General features: G+C 71.9%; 17 protein-coding genes. 15 read left to right on the top strand and 2 right to left on the bottom strand.

Translation table 11 applies throughout. The features are described from left to right. Both flgK and flgN read right to left on the bottom strand, forming a co-directional pair. The gene (gene flgK, locus BJ963_RS14295; RefSeq protein WP_179457286.1) at nucleotides 1-1,425 is read right to left on the bottom strand and encodes a flagellar hook-associated protein FlgK; all 1,425 of its coding nucleotides are present in this window, start codon (nucleotides 1,423-1,425) and stop codon (nucleotides 1-3) included. A gap of 4 nt (nucleotides 1,426-1,429) precedes the next feature. Beyond that, nucleotides 1,430-1,921, bottom strand: coding sequence for a flagellar export chaperone FlgN (gene flgN, locus BJ963_RS14290; RefSeq protein ID WP_089916221.1), 492 nt, complete (start codon nucleotides 1,919-1,921; stop codon nucleotides 1,430-1,432). A gap of 389 nt (nucleotides 1,922-2,310) precedes the next feature. Between flgN and BJ963_RS14285 the strand changes: the two genes are divergently transcribed. From BJ963_RS14285 to BJ963_RS19445, 15 genes are all read left to right on the top strand, one after another. After that, nucleotides 2,311-3,123 (top strand): sigma-70 family RNA polymerase sigma factor, encoded by an 813-nt coding sequence (locus tag BJ963_RS14285; protein ID WP_179457285.1) that lies wholly within the window; start codon nucleotides 2,311-2,313, stop codon nucleotides 3,121-3,123. Nucleotides 3,124-3,278: 155 nt separating this feature from the next. Continuing rightward, complete coding sequence (locus BJ963_RS14280; RefSeq protein WP_197682036.1) at nucleotides 3,279-4,115, top strand: flagellin N-terminal helical domain-containing protein; 837 nt, start codon at nucleotides 3,279-3,281, stop codon at nucleotides 4,113-4,115. A 106-nt stretch (nucleotides 4,116-4,221) separates the two neighbouring features. Next, nucleotides 4,222-5,610, top strand: coding sequence for a flagellar filament capping protein FliD (gene fliD / locus BJ963_RS14275; RefSeq protein WP_179457284.1), 1,389 nt, complete (start codon nucleotides 4,222-4,224; stop codon nucleotides 5,608-5,610). After that, nucleotides 5,607-6,038 (top strand): flagellar export chaperone FliS, encoded by a 432-nt coding sequence (locus tag BJ963_RS14270; RefSeq protein ID WP_179457283.1) that lies wholly within the window; start codon nucleotides 5,607-5,609, stop codon nucleotides 6,036-6,038. Before fliD ends, BJ963_RS14270 begins: the two co-directional genes overlap by 4 nt. Continuing rightward, the gene (locus BJ963_RS14265; protein ID WP_343037289.1) at nucleotides 6,019-6,378 is read left to right on the top strand and encodes a hypothetical protein; all 360 of its coding nucleotides are present in this window, start codon (nucleotides 6,019-6,021) and stop codon (nucleotides 6,376-6,378) included. The genes BJ963_RS14270 and BJ963_RS14265 overlap by 20 nt, the downstream gene beginning before the upstream one ends. A gap of 359 nt (nucleotides 6,379-6,737) precedes the next feature. Then, nucleotides 6,738-7,079 carry a flagellar basal body rod protein FlgB gene (gene flgB, locus BJ963_RS14260; RefSeq protein WP_089916239.1) on the top strand — a complete coding sequence of 114 codons (342 nt, stop codon included), beginning with the start codon at nucleotides 6,738-6,740 and terminating at the stop codon, nucleotides 7,077-7,079. A gap of 28 nt (nucleotides 7,080-7,107) precedes the next feature. Then, complete coding sequence (locus BJ963_RS14255) at nucleotides 7,108-7,500, top strand: flagellar basal body rod protein FlgC (protein WP_089916242.1); 393 nt, start codon at nucleotides 7,108-7,110, stop codon at nucleotides 7,498-7,500. Further along, nucleotides 7,500-7,805: a flagellar hook-basal body complex protein FliE gene (gene fliE, locus BJ963_RS14250; protein ID WP_179457282.1), complete on the top strand. Its 306-nt coding sequence runs from the start codon at nucleotides 7,500-7,502 to the stop codon at nucleotides 7,803-7,805. Before BJ963_RS14255 ends, fliE begins: the two co-directional genes overlap by 1 nt. Continuing rightward, on the top strand, nucleotides 7,805-9,409 hold the full coding sequence (fliF, locus tag BJ963_RS14245) for a flagellar basal-body MS-ring/collar protein FliF (RefSeq protein ID WP_179457281.1): 1,605 nt from the start codon (nucleotides 7,805-7,807) through the stop codon (nucleotides 9,407-9,409). Before fliE ends, fliF begins: the two co-directional genes overlap by 1 nt. Next, nucleotides 9,406-10,416 carry a flagellar motor switch protein FliG gene (fliG, locus tag BJ963_RS14240; protein ID WP_179457280.1) on the top strand — a complete coding sequence of 337 codons (1,011 nt, stop codon included), beginning with the start codon at nucleotides 9,406-9,408 and terminating at the stop codon, nucleotides 10,414-10,416. The genes fliF and fliG overlap by 4 nt, the downstream gene beginning before the upstream one ends. Beyond that, nucleotides 10,406-11,017: a FliH/SctL family protein gene (locus BJ963_RS14235; RefSeq protein ID WP_179457279.1), complete on the top strand. Its 612-nt coding sequence runs from the start codon at nucleotides 10,406-10,408 to the stop codon at nucleotides 11,015-11,017. The genes fliG and BJ963_RS14235 overlap by 11 nt, the downstream gene beginning before the upstream one ends. Then, entirely contained in the window at nucleotides 11,014-12,345 is a 1,332-nt protein-coding gene (locus tag BJ963_RS14230) for a FliI/YscN family ATPase (RefSeq protein ID WP_343037288.1), read from the top strand. The genes BJ963_RS14235 and BJ963_RS14230 overlap by 4 nt, the downstream gene beginning before the upstream one ends. After that, the gene (locus BJ963_RS14225; protein ID WP_231946950.1) at nucleotides 12,342-12,779 is read left to right on the top strand and encodes a hypothetical protein; all 438 of its coding nucleotides are present in this window, start codon (nucleotides 12,342-12,344) and stop codon (nucleotides 12,777-12,779) included. Before BJ963_RS14230 ends, BJ963_RS14225 begins: the two co-directional genes overlap by 4 nt. Next, nucleotides 12,776-13,447, top strand: a complete 672-nt coding sequence (locus BJ963_RS14220) for a C40 family peptidase (RefSeq protein WP_179457278.1) — start codon at nucleotides 12,776-12,778, stop codon at nucleotides 13,445-13,447. The genes BJ963_RS14225 and BJ963_RS14220 overlap by 4 nt, the downstream gene beginning before the upstream one ends. Then, nucleotides 13,444-14,949, top strand: coding sequence for a flagellar hook-length control protein FliK (locus BJ963_RS19445; RefSeq protein ID WP_179457277.1), 1,506 nt, complete (start codon nucleotides 13,444-13,446; stop codon nucleotides 14,947-14,949). Before BJ963_RS14220 ends, BJ963_RS19445 begins: the two co-directional genes overlap by 4 nt. Nucleotides 14,950-14,957: the final 8 nt, after the last annotated feature.

Raw genomic sequence — 14,957 nt, 5'->3', positions numbered from 1 at the left:
CTATCTCCCGACGAGTCCGGTGTGGTTGATGAGCACATCGAGGGCTTCGTCCACGGCGGTCATCACGCGCGCGGCGCCCTGGTAGGCGTGCTGGAAGGACAGCATGTTCATGTTCTCCTCGTCGAGGTCGACGGAGGAGCCGGACAGCTGGGCGTTGGTCGCCGCACTGGTCGCGAGGTCGGCGAGGTCCGACTGCTGCTTCTCGGTGCGGCTGGCGACGCCGACCCGCACGACGAACGACGACCACTGCTTGTCGACCGCGTTCGGGCCGGTGCCGAGCTGGCTGATGGCGTCGGCGATGCTGCCGTCCGTCCCGCCGGCCCCGGGCGTTCCCGTCGCGATCTGCCCGACGCCGGTCGGGACGACGGAGAGGCCCAGTGCGGCCGGCTGGGCGGGGTCGATGGCGAAGAAGTCGAGCCCCGTTGCGCCCGTGGGGGTCGCACCCGTCGCGTGGACCGCGTTCACCCGCTGGGCGAGCGTGACGGCGAACGCGTTGTAGCTCACGGCCGCTTCGGCCAGCACTCCCCCGGTCCCGGAGGCGTCGGCGGGTGCGAGGGTGGAGACCGCCCCGGCGATCGAGCCGCCTTCCAGAGAGATCGCGGCACCCGGCCGGTAGGCCCACTCGAGGCGGGCCGGGTCCGTCGCGGCATCCGCCATGCGCGTGGCGCCCGCTGCCTTCACGAGGTTGGTGCTGGTCCCGGACACCAGCGCGTTTCCGCCGACCAGCACATCCACCGTGCCGTCGTCGTTCGGCCGGACGACACCGCCGGCGAGTTTGGCGATGGATGCGGTGAGCAGGTCGCGCCGGTCGAGCAGCTCGTTCGCCGACTGCCCCGACGCCAGGGCGGAGCGGATGCGGCCGTTGAGGTCGGCGACGGCGGTCGCTGCGGTGTTCAGGTCGGAGGCCATGCCGTCCATCGACGTGCGGAGCGTGCTCCACTGGTCGTCGACGGCCCGGTAGCCGGTCTGCAGCTGGGTGACGAGGCTTCCCGCCTGGCCGAGCAGCACGCCGGCGGGCGCCTGCTCCCCCGCCTGGTTCGCCACATCCCCCCAGGCCGACCAGAACTTCTGCAGCTGGGCCGACAGTCCGTTCGTTCCCGGCTCGTTGAGCGACTGTTCAAGGGTCGCCAGGGCGTCGGCACGGGTGTTCGTGTAGCCGGAGAGCGCGGTGGTCGTGCGCACCCGCGCATCCAGGGCGGCGTCGTCGAGGCGCTGGATGCCGTCGACGGTGACGCCCTGTCCGGGGCGGACGCCGCCGCTGAACAGACCGGCGGACGACAGGGCCGGCACGCCGGACGTCGTGACCCGCTGCCGCGTGTAGCCCTGCGTGTTCGCGTTCACGAGGTTCTGGCCGACCACGTCGAGCCCCGCCTTGGCGGCGACGAGCCCGGTGTAGGCGGTGTTCAGGCCGCTGAAGGTGCTCATCCGGTCAGGCCTCCGTGTCGAAGAAGCGCGCGGTGTCCCCCGCGCGGCCTGCGCCGCCCGCGCCGTACACGCCGGGGTCCTCCCCCGCGCCCGACAACGAGCTCAGCGTCTCCTGCGTGGAGCGCGCGGCCTCGCGGAGCAGACGCTCGTTGGTGTCGCGCACCTCCGCGATCTGCGCGGTCAGCTCGGTCATGGCCGCGAGGTGCGACCCGAAGATGTCGGACCAGATGCCGTCGGGGGCGCCGGTGGCGAGCTCGCGCAGGGTCGCATCCTGGTCGAGACCCCACTCCTCGGCCAGCGCGGCGACCTCGACCGTCCGGGCAAGACCGACGGCGCGCATCCGCTCGATGACCTGCTCGACTTCGCGGGTGGCGTGCGAGATCCAGCGGGACTTGCCCGCGATCAGCAGCAGCTGCTCCTCCTCCAGCTTGAACAGCAGGAGCTCGAGGAGCTCGCGTTCCTTCCAGAGCTGCGCAGAGAGTTCGCTCGCGGCCATGTCGCTACCAACTTCCTCGTGAGTCGATGTGCGCACCTGGTCTCCTCGGGTCCGAAGGCGGGGTGGATGTGTTCCGCCATCCCAGACCATCGGCACGCTTGCGCCCGATGTTAGGCGCGTGATGGCCCGGGTGAAGGGCACGACGTACCGCTTATCGGGGTGCTGTCAGTATTCCCCGTACTGGGGGTACGGACTGCCCCGTAATGGGGACAGAAAGCATGCAATCTGAACAGTCTCGAATTGTTACCGTGAACAGCGGAAGACTCCTAGCAACCCGCTCGGCACCCGACCCAGCCCGAGCATCCACCGCACCGCCCGAGTACCCTGTCACGCCCTCCCCGAACGAGGACGGGACGCGGTACCCGTCCGATGAAGAGGGGTCGCCCAGCGTGAACCGGAACGAACGCAACACGCTCGTCGTGGAGAACCTGCCGCTCGTCGGCTATCTGGTCTCCGACCTGTGCTCCCGCGCCACCCACCTGTCGCGCGACGACCTGGCCTCGGCCGGGGCCGTCGCCCTGGTCATGGCGGCGGACGCCTACGACGCCACCACCGGCGTCCCGTTCGGTGCGTACGCACGGACCCGCATCGTCGGTGCGCTCGCCGACGAACTGCGCGCATCCGACTGGGCCACCCGCTCCGCTCGCAAACGCATCAAGGAGACGCTGGCGGTCCGGGAGAGCCTGACGGCGGCCCTCGGGCGCACGCCGAGCGTCGACGAGATCGCGAACGCGCTCGGTGTGGACCGCGAGACGGCCGCGGCCGGCCTGGCCGACGCCTCCCGCACGGTGACCGCGCTCGACGAGACCATCGAACCGCTGCTCGTCTCGGAGACCGTCGGCCCGGAGGACTCGCTGCTGGCCGGCGAGCAGACCGCGTACGTCCGCGCCGCGGTCGCCGCCCTCCCCGACCGGATGAGGTCGATCGTCGAGGCGATCTACTTCGACGACCGCACGGTGACCGAGATCGCGGAGGAACTGGGCATCACCCACTCGGCCGTCTCGCAGCAGCGCTCGGAGGCCATCCGCCTCATGCGCGAGGGCATGGCCACCCACTACGCCGACGAGGGCGACCCCGTCATCATCGAGGCGAAGACCTCCCAAGCCCGGCGCAGCGCCTACCTGGCGCGTCTCGCGCAGCACGCGGTCGCGGGCGTCTCGCGCCTCTCCCCCACGTCCCCGAGCTCTGCCCGGGCGTCCTGAGCCATCAGCTCCTGACTTTCTCCGCCAGAACCGCATCGCAGAGGCGAAAAACTCAGGAGCAGATCGCTGCTAACGGGATGAATCAGACAGCCGATAGAGGCTGATGCGGACCACGGAAGGGCCGCGAACCACCACCCAGTCATGGAGGAAACATCATGGGTATGCAGATCAACACCAACATCGCGGCGAACAACGCCTACCGCAACCTGAACAACACGCAGAGCGACCTCTCGAAGTCGCTTGAGAAGCTGTCCAGCGGCCTCCGCATCAACCGTGCGGCGGACGACGCGGCGGGCCTCGCCATCTCGGAGGGCCTGAAGTCGCAGGTCGGCGGTCTGACCGTCGCCGCCCGCAACGCTCAGGACGGCATCAGCGTCGTGCAGACCGCTGAAGGCTCGCTCACCGAGGTCCACTCCATCCTGCAGCGCATGCGCGACCTCGCGGTGCAGGGCGGCAACGACTCGAACAACGCGACCTCGCGCGCGGCGATCAAGACGGAGGCCGACGAGCTGGGCAAGGAGCTCAACCGCATCACCAACGGCACCAACTTCAACGGGATCGACCTGCTCAAGGGCGGCTCGCTGAACTTCCAGGTCGGCGCGGGCTCGACGGCGAACGACACCATCCAGGTCAGCCTGGCCGACGTCGCCACCTCGGTCGGCACGCTCAGCAGCGCCACCGGCGCCACGGGCTTCGTCGTCACCGACAACGCGACGGCGAACACGACCATCACGGCGATCGACACCGCGATCACCGCGATCTCGACCGCCCGCTCGGAGCTCGGCGCCTCGCAGAACCGGTTCGAGTCGGCCGTTCGCAGCCTGAACGTCTCGAAGGAGAACCTCTCGGCCGCGTCCAGCCGCATCACCGACACCGACATGGCGGAGGAGATGGTGAAGTACACCCGCTCCAACATCCTGTCGCAGGCCGGCACCGCGATGCTCGCCCAGGCGAACCAGTCCAACCAGGGCGTCCTGCAGCTGCTCCGCTGATCAGGCCCGGCGGCCGGGGCGTAGTCCCCAAAGCGTGCCCCGGCCGCCGCACCACCCCGCACCACCGCAGCACCCGGAACCACCGTCGTAGGAGGGAGACCACCGCATGGGCATGGCCATCGACGGGCTCATCAGCGGTCTGAAGACGACGGACCTGATCGACAGCCTGATGCAGGCGGAGGCGATTCCGCAGACCCTGCTCAAGAACAAGGTCACCGACTCCACCAACTTCATCTCGGCGATGCAGGCGCTCAACTCGAAGGTCGCCGCGCTCGCCGACTCGGCCGCGAAGCTCGCGAAGCCCGCAGGCACCGACCTGCACACCGCGAGCACGAGCTCCACCGCGGCGACGGCGACCGCGGGCACCGGCGCCGTCGACGGCACCATCGACTTCACGGTCGACCGCCTCGCGCAGTCGCAGGTCACCGTGACCGGCCCGCTGACGCAGTGGCCGGACCAGCCGCCGACGCTCACGTTCGTCGCGGCCGACGGCACCACCAAGCAGATCACCGCGGCCAGCTCGTCGCTCGCCGATGTCGCCGCCGCGATCAACCAGGCCGGAGCCGGTGTCAGCGCGACCCGGGTGGCCGCGGGTCTCGACCCGGCGACCGGCCAGCCGCTGTACCGGCTGCAGCTCAGCTCCACGAAGACCGGTGCGGCGGCGGCCTTCACGGCCTACCGCGGGACGGCGGCGGATGTGGCGGCCGGCACCGCGACGAACATCCTGTCGGACGCCGGGTCGTCGCAGGTGCGTCAGGCGCAGGACGCGCAGCTGACCCTGTGGGCCGGAACAGGAGCCGCGCAGACGGTCTCGAGTGCGACGAACAGCTTCACCGACGTCCTCCCCGGCGTCACCGTGTCGGTCACCGCGGCGTCGACCACACCGGTGACCCTCACGGTCGCCCGCGACGACAAGAGCATCTCGGCCGCCGCCGGATCCCTCGCAGGCGCGGTCAACGACATCCTCACGTACATCGGCCAGAAGCAGGCCGTCTCCACCTCGACCGACGCCGCGGGCGGAACGGTCGTCACCGGCGGCGTCTTCACCGGCGAGTCGTCCGTCCGCGACGTCAACCAGAAGCTCGTGGATGCGGTGATCGCCCCGATCGGCGGCGTCTCCCCCTCCACGTACGGCATCAGCATCACGCGGGACGGCGCGGTCACCTTCGACCAGGACGCCTTCGCGAAGGCGATGGCCGCCGACCCCGACACCGTGAAGGCCGCCGTCGCCACGATCGCGCAACGCGTCGCGGACGCGGCCACCGGCGCGAGCGACACGTACACCGGCTCGATCTCGCTCAAGATCAAGGGCGAGCAGTCGACCGTCAAGAGCCTCAACGACCAGATCACCGACTGGGACGGCCGCCTCGCCGACCGGCGAGCGACCCTCGAGAAGACGTATGCCAACCTCGAGGTCCAGCTGCAGCAGCTGCAGTCCCAGTCGTCGTGGCTGACCGGCCAGCTCTCCTCCCTCCCGTCTGCGAGCGCATCATGAACGTCCTCACCTCCGCGGCCGCGAAGCTCTCGGCCTACAACCGCGACAGCATCCTCTCCGCCAGCCCGGCGCGACTCCTCACGATGCTGTACGACCGGCTCCTGCTCGACCTCACACGCGGCGAGGCCGCCCTCACGGCCGAGCAGTGGCCGACCGCCTGGGAGAACCTGCGGCATGCCGACCAGATCGTGGCCGAGCTCGCGGGAACGCTGCGCGTCGACCTGTGGGATGGCGCCGAGAGCCTGCTCCAGCTGTACGGCTACCTCGCCGACCTCATCGTCGGCGGCATGATCGAACGCGACCCGGCGAAGGTGCGGGAGGCCATCGAGCTCGCCGAGCCGCTGCGCCGGACGTGGCACGAGGCGGCGGCGCTGCTGCCGGCGGCATCGAGCGCGACCGAGGCGGACCGTGATCTCGGCGTCGCCTGACGACACGATGCCCGACGGGGCGCCTGACGCGGCGCCCGAGCCGGTGCCCGGGGTGACGCCCGAGTCCGCCGCGTGGGCCGAGGCGCTCGACCGGATGGAGCACGAGCTGCACGGCGCGCTGGCGCAGGTGGACCCGGTCCCCTGGCGTCCGCCGATCGCACTCGGACCGATCCCGGTCGAGCTCCAGGAGCGCGCGACGCGCCTGCTGGAGGCGCAGCTGCACACCATCCGCTACCTCGAGGACGTCCGTCAGACGACCGCACGGCACCTCGCGGCGGTACGCGCTGTACCCCGGTCCGAGGTGGGAGCGCATCCCGTCTACTTCGACCTGATCGGCTGAGTCCCCATAGCAGTTCTCCACCTGTGGATAACTCTGTGCAGAATCGGTGGATGAGCGCCCGGATCGTGTGGAGGACACGCGCGAGATATGTGGACTCTCAGATTCCCAGGTTTGATAAACGGTACGTGACCGGGGCTTTTGCAGGAATTCTGTGACAGTCGAACACCCCTTCGAAACCACACGGGTGTAATTCACATCGGGGTACACGCTGTGGATGACGGTGTGGGAAATCGTCACGCGAACACGCCCGGGATGTCATCCCTAACGGGTGGGGGGGAGCTGCCGATAGCTCCTTTCGAGCACGGATCGCTCATCGACTTGGCCACGGATGGGCCGCCCCACGACCCTGGAGTGCAGCTGTGCTCGAATCCGTGACCAGCGCCGCCCTCGCGAGCGCCCTCGACGGCCTCGCGGCGCGCCAACGCGCCATCGCGAACAACATCGCCAACGTGAACACGCCGGGCTACACGGCCGAGCGCGTGTCGTTCGAGGACGCCCTCGCCGCCTCCGTCGCCGACCACGACGGTCACGCAGCCGCCACCACCGCTCGGTCGCTCGAGCCGACGCGACTCGACGGCAACAATGTCAACCTCGACACCGAGACGCTCTCGAACGTCGACACGGTTCTCCGCTTCCAGTTCGCCTCGCAAGCTGCGGGCAACCAGTTCTCGGCCATCCGCGCCGCGCTGAAGACCACCTGAGCCAGGACACCGACGAGAGGAGCACGACATGACCTTCGATGCCATCGGGATCGCCGGAACGGGGCTGACCTTGCACCGCCACTGGCTGGACGCCATCTCCGACAACCTGGCCAACATCAACACCGCCAAGCCGACCGACGGAGCCGCCTTCCAGGCCCGCTACGTGGTCGCGCAGGAGGGCCAGGGCGTCTCCGGCGTCTACGTCGCCGGCGCGGCCTACGGGAGCGCAGAGGGGCGGATGGTCTACGAGCCGGACAACCCCGTCGCCGACGAGAAAGGGTACGTGCGGTACCCCGACATCGACCTGTCGGAGCAGATGGGCTCCCTGATCATGGCGCAGCGCGGCTACCAGGCCAACGCGGCCGTCGTCGACCGCGCCAAGGAGACCTACCAGGCCGCGCTCCAGATCGGGAGGAACTGATGCCCATCCCCGCCATCGGCGCGCTCTCCGGGATCGACGCCACCACCGGGGTCTCCGCGACCCAGCAGACCGGCGGCACCGGGGGAGCGGCGTTCGGCAACGCGCTCACCGGCGCGATCGACGACCTGCAGCAGCTGCAGGGCACGAGCGACCGCCTGGCGATCCAGGCCGTCACCGGGAATCTCGACGACATCCATGACGCCACCCTCGCCTCCACCCGGGCCCAGGTCACGCTCGAGCTCGTCGCCGGCGTCCGGAACAAGGCGGTCGACGCCTTCAACGAGATCATGCGGATGCAGGCCTGATGCCTCAGCAGGTGACCAGCTTCTTCCGGCGGATCGGCGACTCGATCCGCGGCTTCTCCGTGGCCCAGCGGGTGATCGCGATCATCGGCGTCGCCGTGGTCGCCCTCGGCGCGACGGGGCTCGCCCTGTGGGCGTCGCAGCCGTCGTACACGCCGCTGTTCTCGGGCGTCGCGGCGTCGGACGCCTCGGCGATCGTCGACCAGCTGCGCACCGACGGGGTGCCGTACCAGCTCACCGACGGCGGCTCGACCATCCTCGTCCCGCAGGAGAAGGTCTACGACGAGCGGCTCAAGGCGGCATCGGCCGGCCTTCCGGCGTCGACGACCGGCGGGTACTCGCTGCTCGACAAGATGGGCGTCACGTCCTCCGAGTTCCAGCAGAACGTCACATACAAGCGCGCGATGGAGGGGGAGCTCGGCAACACCATCGCCGCGATGAAGGGCGTCAAGGCGGCATCCGTCCGCCTCGCCATCCCCCAGGAGACCGTCTTCGCCTCGGAGAAGAAGGACCCGACCGCGTCGGTGTTCGTCGAGACGCAGAGCGGGGTGACCCTCAGCGCCGACCAGGTGCAGGCGATCGTGCACCTGACCAGTGCGGCCGTGCCCGGCATGAAGCCGACGGATGTGGCGGTCGTGGACGCGGACGGCACCGTGCTCAGCACCGTCGGCGGCGGAGCGACCGGGGGAGCGGACAAGCAGGCGAGCGACTACGAGACCCGGGTGAAGTCCGCCGTGCAGGAGATGCTCGACAAGGTGGTCGGCGCCGGGAACGCGACGGTCGCGGTCGCCGCGGACGTCAGCACCGAGAGCGCGCAGCGCACGGAGGAGTCGTACACGGCCCCGACCGACGCGCCCACGCTCAGCGAGACGACCCAGAAGGAGACGTACACCGGCTCCGGGGGCGGCGGAAACGCGGGCGTTCTCGGGCCGGACAACATCGCCGTCCCCAACGGCACCAACGGCAACGGCACCTTCAACTCGGAGTCGAGCACCAAGGACAACGCGGTCGACAAGGTCACGGAGCAGCGGACCATCCCGGCGGGCGCCATCAACCGGCAGACCGTGTCCGTCGCGCTCAACTCGGACGCGGTCGGCAACGTGAGCGCCAACGAGATCCGCAACCTGGTGAACGCCGCGGCCGGCATCGACGTGAAGCGGGGCGACTCCGTCAGCGTCGAGATGGTGCCGTTCAGCAAGACCGGCGCGACCGAGGCGGCGAAGGCGCTGCAGGAGGCGAAGGACGCCGCGGCAGCGGACCAGCTCAGCGGCATCATCCGGACCTCCGTCATCGCGGCCGCCATCCTCGCCGCGGCGATCATCGCCGTCCTGCTGTTCCGCCGGGGACGGCGGCGCGCGGCCGAGACGGCGGCGCTCGCCGAGGACGCGGACACGCTGGCCCTCGACGCGGCGGCCTTCCCGATCGCGCTGGAGCAGGCGGCTCCGACGGTGCCGATGCAGCTCGACCCGCTTCCCGACCCCACGCCCGATCCCGCAGAGGTGGAGGCCGACCGTCGTCGCGCCGAGATCGAGGCGCTCGCCGAGCGCGACCCGCAGCGCACCGCCGAGTTCCTTCGCAGCCTCATGGATGACAGGGCGGGCGTATGAGCACCGCACTGACCGGCGCGCAGAAGGTCGCGGTCGTGCTGATGAACATGGATCAGCAGCGCGCGGCCCAGGTGATGAAGCAGTTCTCCGACGAGGAGGCCGACGAGATCACCGCCGAGATCCTGCGGCTGCGCCGCGTCGACCCGGGCATCGCCGAGAAGGCGCTCAGCGAGTTCCACGACCTCGCGACCCGCGGTGCGGTCACCACGCGCGGCGGGCGGGACATCGCGGTCGGACTGCTCGAGGCGTCGTTCGGCGCCGAACGGGCGACCGGAGTGCTCAACAGGGTCGCATCCAATCTGGCCGGCAAGCAGTTCGAGTTCCTCGACGCGGTGGAGCCGGCCCAGGTGCAGATGCTGCTCGCCGGCGAGCTGCCGCAGACCAGTGCGCTCGTGCTGGCGCACCTGCGTGCCGACCACGCCTCCCGCGTGCTCGCGGGGCTGGACGACTCGGCGCGCACCGAGGTCGCCCACGCGATCGCCACCATGGGATCGCCGAGTCCCGACGCGGTGCGCGTGGTCGCCGAGACGCTCAAGCAGCGGGCCAGCGCCGTCGTGTCGTCCCGGGCGGCGTCCGACGCCGTCGGGGGAGTGCAGCCGCTCGTCGACATCATCAACCGCTCCGACGCCGCCACCGAGAAGGCGCTGCTGGAGGCGCTCGAGCAGCGCGACCCGCAGCTCGCCGAGGAGGTCCGGTCGCGGATGCTCACCTTCGACGACATCGTCCGGCTGGAGGCGCGCGACGTGCAGCAGGTGCTGCGCGGTGTGGACGCCGCCGTGCTCGCGGTCGCGATGAAGGGCGCATCCGAGGCGGTCAGCGATGTCATCACGTCGAACCTCTCGGAGCGCAACCGCGAGATCCTCGAGGACGAGGTCCGCATCCTGGGGCCGGTGCGCGTCTCGCAGGTGGAGGACGCCCGCGCCGAGATCGTCCGGTCCATCCGCGACCTGGAGGCCACGGGTGCGATCACGGTGCAGCGCGGGGACGAGGACGCGTATGTCGAATGACGCCGCCCCGGCGCACGACTTCGCGCCCCTGATCGTCCCGGTGCTGACCGAGACCGAGCATGAGCGCACCGCGATGACCGCCGCCCGCTCGCGCGGATACGCGGCGGGGTTCGCCGAGGGGCGGCGCGCGGCGGCGCGCGAACAGGAGCAGTGGGCCGACCGGGCCGTCGCGGCCCGCGCGGCCGAGTCCGCGGAGGCTGCCGAGACCGTCGCGGTGCTCGCGCGCGCCCTGCGCGCGGCGGCCGTCGAGCTGCGCGAGGCGACCGTGCCGGTGCTGGCCGACGCCGAGTCCGCGCTGGTGGATGCCGCGTTCGAGCTGGCGACGGCGGTCGTCGGTGTCGCCCTGCAGGACCGCGTGGCCGCTGCACGCGCGGCCGTCGTGCGCGTGCAGTCCGCGGCACCGGCGGGGGTCGTTCCGGTGGTGCGGCTCCATCCCGACGACATTGCGGCCCTCCGTGCGGCCGGAGCGGCGACGGAGGAGCTGCAGCTGGTCGCCGACTCGGCGCTCACGCCGGGCGACGCCGTCGGCGAGCTCCCGAACGGCTGGCTGGATGCGCGCATCCATGCGGCCCTCGACCGGGCGAAGGAGGCGCTGTCGTGAGCGCCGCGGTGCTGAGCCCCACCCTCGGCGACCGCTGGGCCGGCGCGGTCGAGGCAGCGCGGGTCGAGACGGTCGGGCGGGTCACGGCCGTCGTCGGCCTGGGCGCCGAGCTGGAGGGCGTGCCCGCCGCGATCGGCGACGTGGTCGTCATCGGGGAAGACCCCGGCATCCACGCCGAGGTCGTCGCGACGACGGCCGATCACGTCCGCGTGATGCCGTACGGACCGCTGACCGGTGTCGCGGCCGGCGCCCCCGCACGGGCCGTGCGCGCCCCCCTGCTCGTGCCGACCGGGCGGGACATGCTCGGCCGGGTCGTCGACGCGCTCGGCCGCCCGGTGGACGGCCGTGGGCCGGTCGAGGCGGACGGCTTCGTCGCGCTCGGCAACCGCGCGCCCGACGCGATGCGCCGCGCGCGCATCCTGCAGCCGATCGGCCTGGGCGTGCGCGTGCTCGACACCATGGTGACGACGGGCCGCGGCCAGCGCCTCGGCCTGTTCGCGGGATCGGGCGTCGGCAAGTCGTCGCTGCTCTCGATGATCGCGCGGGGGACCGACGCGCAGGTGTCGGTCATCGCGCTGGTGGGGGAGCGCGGGCGCGAGGTGCGCGAGTTCCTCGAGGACGACCTCGGTCCGGAAGGCCTCGCCCGCTCGGTCGTGGTGGTGGCGACCTCCGACGAACCGGCCGTCATGCGCCTGCGTGCGGCGTTCGCAGCGACCCGCATCGCCGAGGCGTTCCGGGACGAGGGCGCCGATGTCGTGCTGATGATGGACTCCCTGACACGCGTGGCCATGGCGCAGCGCGAGATCGGGCTGTCGGCGGGGGAGCCGCCGGCGACGCGCGGCTACCCGCCGTCGACGTTCTCCCTGCTGGCGCAGCTGCTGGAGCGGGCCGGCACGGGCGAGACCGGGTCGATCACCGGCCTGTACACCGTCCTGGTCGACGGAGACGACCACAACGAGCCGATCGCCGACGCGGCGCGCTCCATCCTCGACGGGCACGTCGTGCTCGACCGCAGGCTGTCGGTCGTCGGGCACTTCCCCTCGGTGGATGTGCTCGGCTCGGTCTCGCGGCTCGCGTCGCGGGTGACCACCCCCGAGCAGCGCGCGGCGGCGATCGCCCTGCGCGGCGTACTGGCCGCGAAGGTCGGCGCACAGGACCTGCTCGATGTCGGCGCCTACAAGCCGGGGACCAACCCGAAGGTGGATGCCGCGGTCGCCAACGCCGACGCGATCGACGCGTTCCTGCGCCAGGGGATCGGCGAACCGGCCCCCGCGGCGGAGTCGTGGGCCCGGTTGCAGGCACTCATCGGGATGCTGGGAGGCGCATGATGGCACGAGCATTCGCACTGGCCGGGCTGCTGAGGCTGCGGCAGATCGAGAAGGAGCACGCGGCGAGCGACCTCGCGGCGGCGAACGCCCTCCGTCGCGATGCGGGCGAGCGGCAGGCGCGCGCCATCGCCGCCCTGCACGCCGTGCCCGTCGAGGCCACCGACGCGGGGACGCTGTTCGCGATGGCGGCCGCGCGCGCATCCAGCAGGAGCATGCTCGCCGACCTCGCCGCGCTCGCCGCCGAGCGCGAGGCCGAGGCCGCCGCCGCGCAGGAGGCGTTCACCGAGGCGAAGAAGCGCGCCGTCGGACTCGAGAAGCTCGAGAACCGTCATCGCGCGGAGGTCGTCGCCGGCGAGCTGAGCGCCGAGCAGTCGGCCATCGACGAGATGGCCACCGGCGCGTGGCAGCGCGCGCGAGAAGGGGGAGACGCATGACCGTGACGGACGCCATCGGCCGCATCGCGCAGATCCAGGCGACGCTGGTGCAGCTGGAGAGCCCGGCGAAGAGCACGACGTCGTCCTCGGCGGGGACGTCGGGGACCTCGGGGACCTCGGCGACCGACTTCGCCGCGGCGCTGTCGGGGGCGCTCGGCGCGACCGGCGGAACCGGGTCGCCCACCGGAGCGGACGTCGTCGCGGACGCGAAGAAGTACCTCGGCGTCCCGTACGTCTTCGGCGGCACCAGCGCCTCCGGCCTCGACTGCTCCGGGCTGGTGCAGCGGGTGTTCAAGGACCTCGGTATCGACGTGCCGCGCCTGGTCTCCGGACAGTCGACCGTCGGCACCGAGGTGCCCTCGCTCGCGCAGGCGCAGCCGGGCGACCTCATCGTCACCAACGGCGGCGAGCACATCGTCATCTACGCGGGAGACGGCAAGGTCATCCATGCACCGAGCGAAGGGCGCACCGTCAGCCTCGTGAACAACTGGATGAGCGACTCGGACATCGTGACCATCCGGCGGGTGCTTCCCCAGGCGGCCCCGGCGGGTACGGCGTCGGCGTCGGGGCTGTCGGGGCTGGGTGGCTCTGCGTCGTCCGCGTCCTCCGCCCAGGCGGACATGATGCGTTCGCTGTTCGCGTCGCTCGTGCAGGGAGGCTCCCTGTGAGCCCGGCGGCGGTCACCTCCGCTCCGCCCGCCGCGCCGTCCACGGCCGCCCGGCCCGGCTCCGGCGCGACGAAGGGCTCCGGCGACGCGTTCGACGCCTTCCTGCAGGGTGCGGTGGATGCCACCCCGCGCGACGCGCACAGCTCATCGCGGCCGAAGCCGGCGCGCGAGCACGACCGGAGTGCGGACAAACCGGATGCGGCCGGCGTCGCCGCCGCGCGAGACACTGACCGACCGGCGCAGACCGGAGGCGCCGACGCTCCGGTGGACGCTGCCGCCGGCACGGACGGCGCGTCAGCGGGTGCCGCGATGACCGGCACGGAGACTCCGTCTTCGTCGTCGATCGCCCCGACGCAGGCCGCCACAACGGTTCCCGGCCTCCCGGCCTCGACGACGGACGCCGCATCGTCGCCCGTCGTGACCGCCCCAGCCGCATCCGCGCCGACCGCCGCATCCGCGCCGACCGCCGCGTCCCCGATCGCCGGGACTCCGACCGTCGGTGCGCCTTCCGGTGTCGCCCAGACGGTCGCCGCGCCGACCGACGCGCCCCAGCCCACTGCGCCGACGCCCCCCGTCCCCGCCGCCCCCGTGTCGAGTAGCGACATCACGTCACCACTCGCGCCGAATTCGAGCAACGATTCACCACTCGTCGCGACCGTCGCGGCCGTCGCGGTCGCGAGCGTGGGGGAGCGCGGAGAGGCGGCCGGCTCGTCCCGACCGGCCCGCGGCGCGAGCGGCCCCGGTGCCGCAGCGCACGTGGATGCGGGCGAGGCCGACGCTGCCACCGCGCCGACAGCGGGGACCGGCGGAGCGGCGAGCGCGCCCGCGGCTCCGGTGGCACTCGCCCGGGCCGCCGCCGTTCCGACGGCGCCTGCGCTTCCTCCGCAGAGCCCGGCTGCCGGAGCCCCGGCTGAGACCGTGACGCCGACGGCAGGCGCGCCCACCGCATCCATCCGCCCCGAGCCCCCGAAGGCCGACCCGGTCGCCGTACCGACGGCAACCCTGCAGCCTCTGACCGGTCTCGACCGCACACCGACCGCCCAACCGGTCGCCGCCCCTGCTCCCACCGCCCACTCCCCGCAGAACACGCTGGGCGCGCAGCTCGCCCGCCCGGTGTTCACCCTCGCGGCCGCGGGCGCCGGCGAGCACGTCATGACTGTCCACGTCACGCCGGACACCCTCGGCCCGGTCACGGTCCGGGCGCACGTCGGCGGCGACGGCGTGCGCGTCGAGCTGTTCGCGCCGACGGACGCCGGGCGGGACGCGCTGCGCGCCATCCTCCCCGACCTCCGCCGCGACCTCGGCGGAGCCGGTCTCACCGGAACCCTCGACCTGTCGTCCCAGAACCAGCCGGCGCCGCAGCACGACGCGCCGACCGGCGGCCGCCACGACGGCCCGGATGCCCGTCCGTCCGCACCGAGAGCCGAGGCGGCCGCATCCCCCCGATCCACCCCGTCCGCGCCCGTGGACGGGTCCGCCCACACCATCGACCTGATCGTCTAGAAGGGAGC

The organism is Leifsonia soli, assembly GCF_013408745.1.
GTDB lineage: Bacteria > Actinomycetota > Actinomycetes > Actinomycetales > Microbacteriaceae > Leifsonia > Leifsonia soli.
Note: the sequence above shows the minus strand (reverse complement) of the source record. Positions and strands in the feature narration are given on the sequence as shown.

Excerpts from the sequence above, each read along its gene's own strand:
- fliE (WP_179457282.1), top strand. The coding sequence starts at position 7,500 with ATGCCCATCCCCGCCATCGGCGCGCTCTCCGGGATCGACGCCACCACC.
- BJ963_RS14270 (WP_179457283.1), top strand. The coding sequence starts at position 5,607 with ATGAACGTCCTCACCTCCGCGGCCGCGAAGCTCTCGGCCTACAACCGC.
- BJ963_RS14255 (WP_089916242.1), top strand. The coding sequence starts at position 7,108 with ATGACCTTCGATGCCATCGGGATCGCCGGAACGGGGCTGACCTTGCAC.
- BJ963_RS14225 (WP_231946950.1), top strand. The coding sequence starts at position 12,342 with ATGATGGCACGAGCATTCGCACTGGCCGGGCTGCTGAGGCTGCGGCAG.
- fliG (WP_179457280.1), top strand. The coding sequence starts at position 9,406 with ATGAGCACCGCACTGACCGGCGCGCAGAAGGTCGCGGTCGTGCTGATG.
- fliD (WP_179457284.1), top strand. The coding sequence starts at position 4,222 with ATGGGCATGGCCATCGACGGGCTCATCAGCGGTCTGAAGACGACGGAC.
- flgK (WP_179457286.1), bottom strand. The coding sequence starts at position 1,425 with ATGAGCACCTTCAGCGGCCTGAACACCGCCTACACCGGGCTCGTCGCC.
- BJ963_RS14235 (WP_179457279.1), top strand. The coding sequence starts at position 10,406 with ATGTCGAATGACGCCGCCCCGGCGCACGACTTCGCGCCCCTGATCGTC.
- flgN (WP_089916221.1), bottom strand. The coding sequence starts at position 1,921 with ATGGCCGCGAGCGAACTCTCTGCGCAGCTCTGGAAGGAACGCGAGCTC.
- BJ963_RS14220 (WP_179457278.1), top strand. The coding sequence starts at position 12,776 with ATGACCGTGACGGACGCCATCGGCCGCATCGCGCAGATCCAGGCGACG.
- BJ963_RS14280 (WP_197682036.1), top strand. The coding sequence starts at position 3,279 with ATGGGTATGCAGATCAACACCAACATCGCGGCGAACAACGCCTACCGC.
- fliF (WP_179457281.1), top strand. The coding sequence starts at position 7,805 with ATGCCTCAGCAGGTGACCAGCTTCTTCCGGCGGATCGGCGACTCGATC.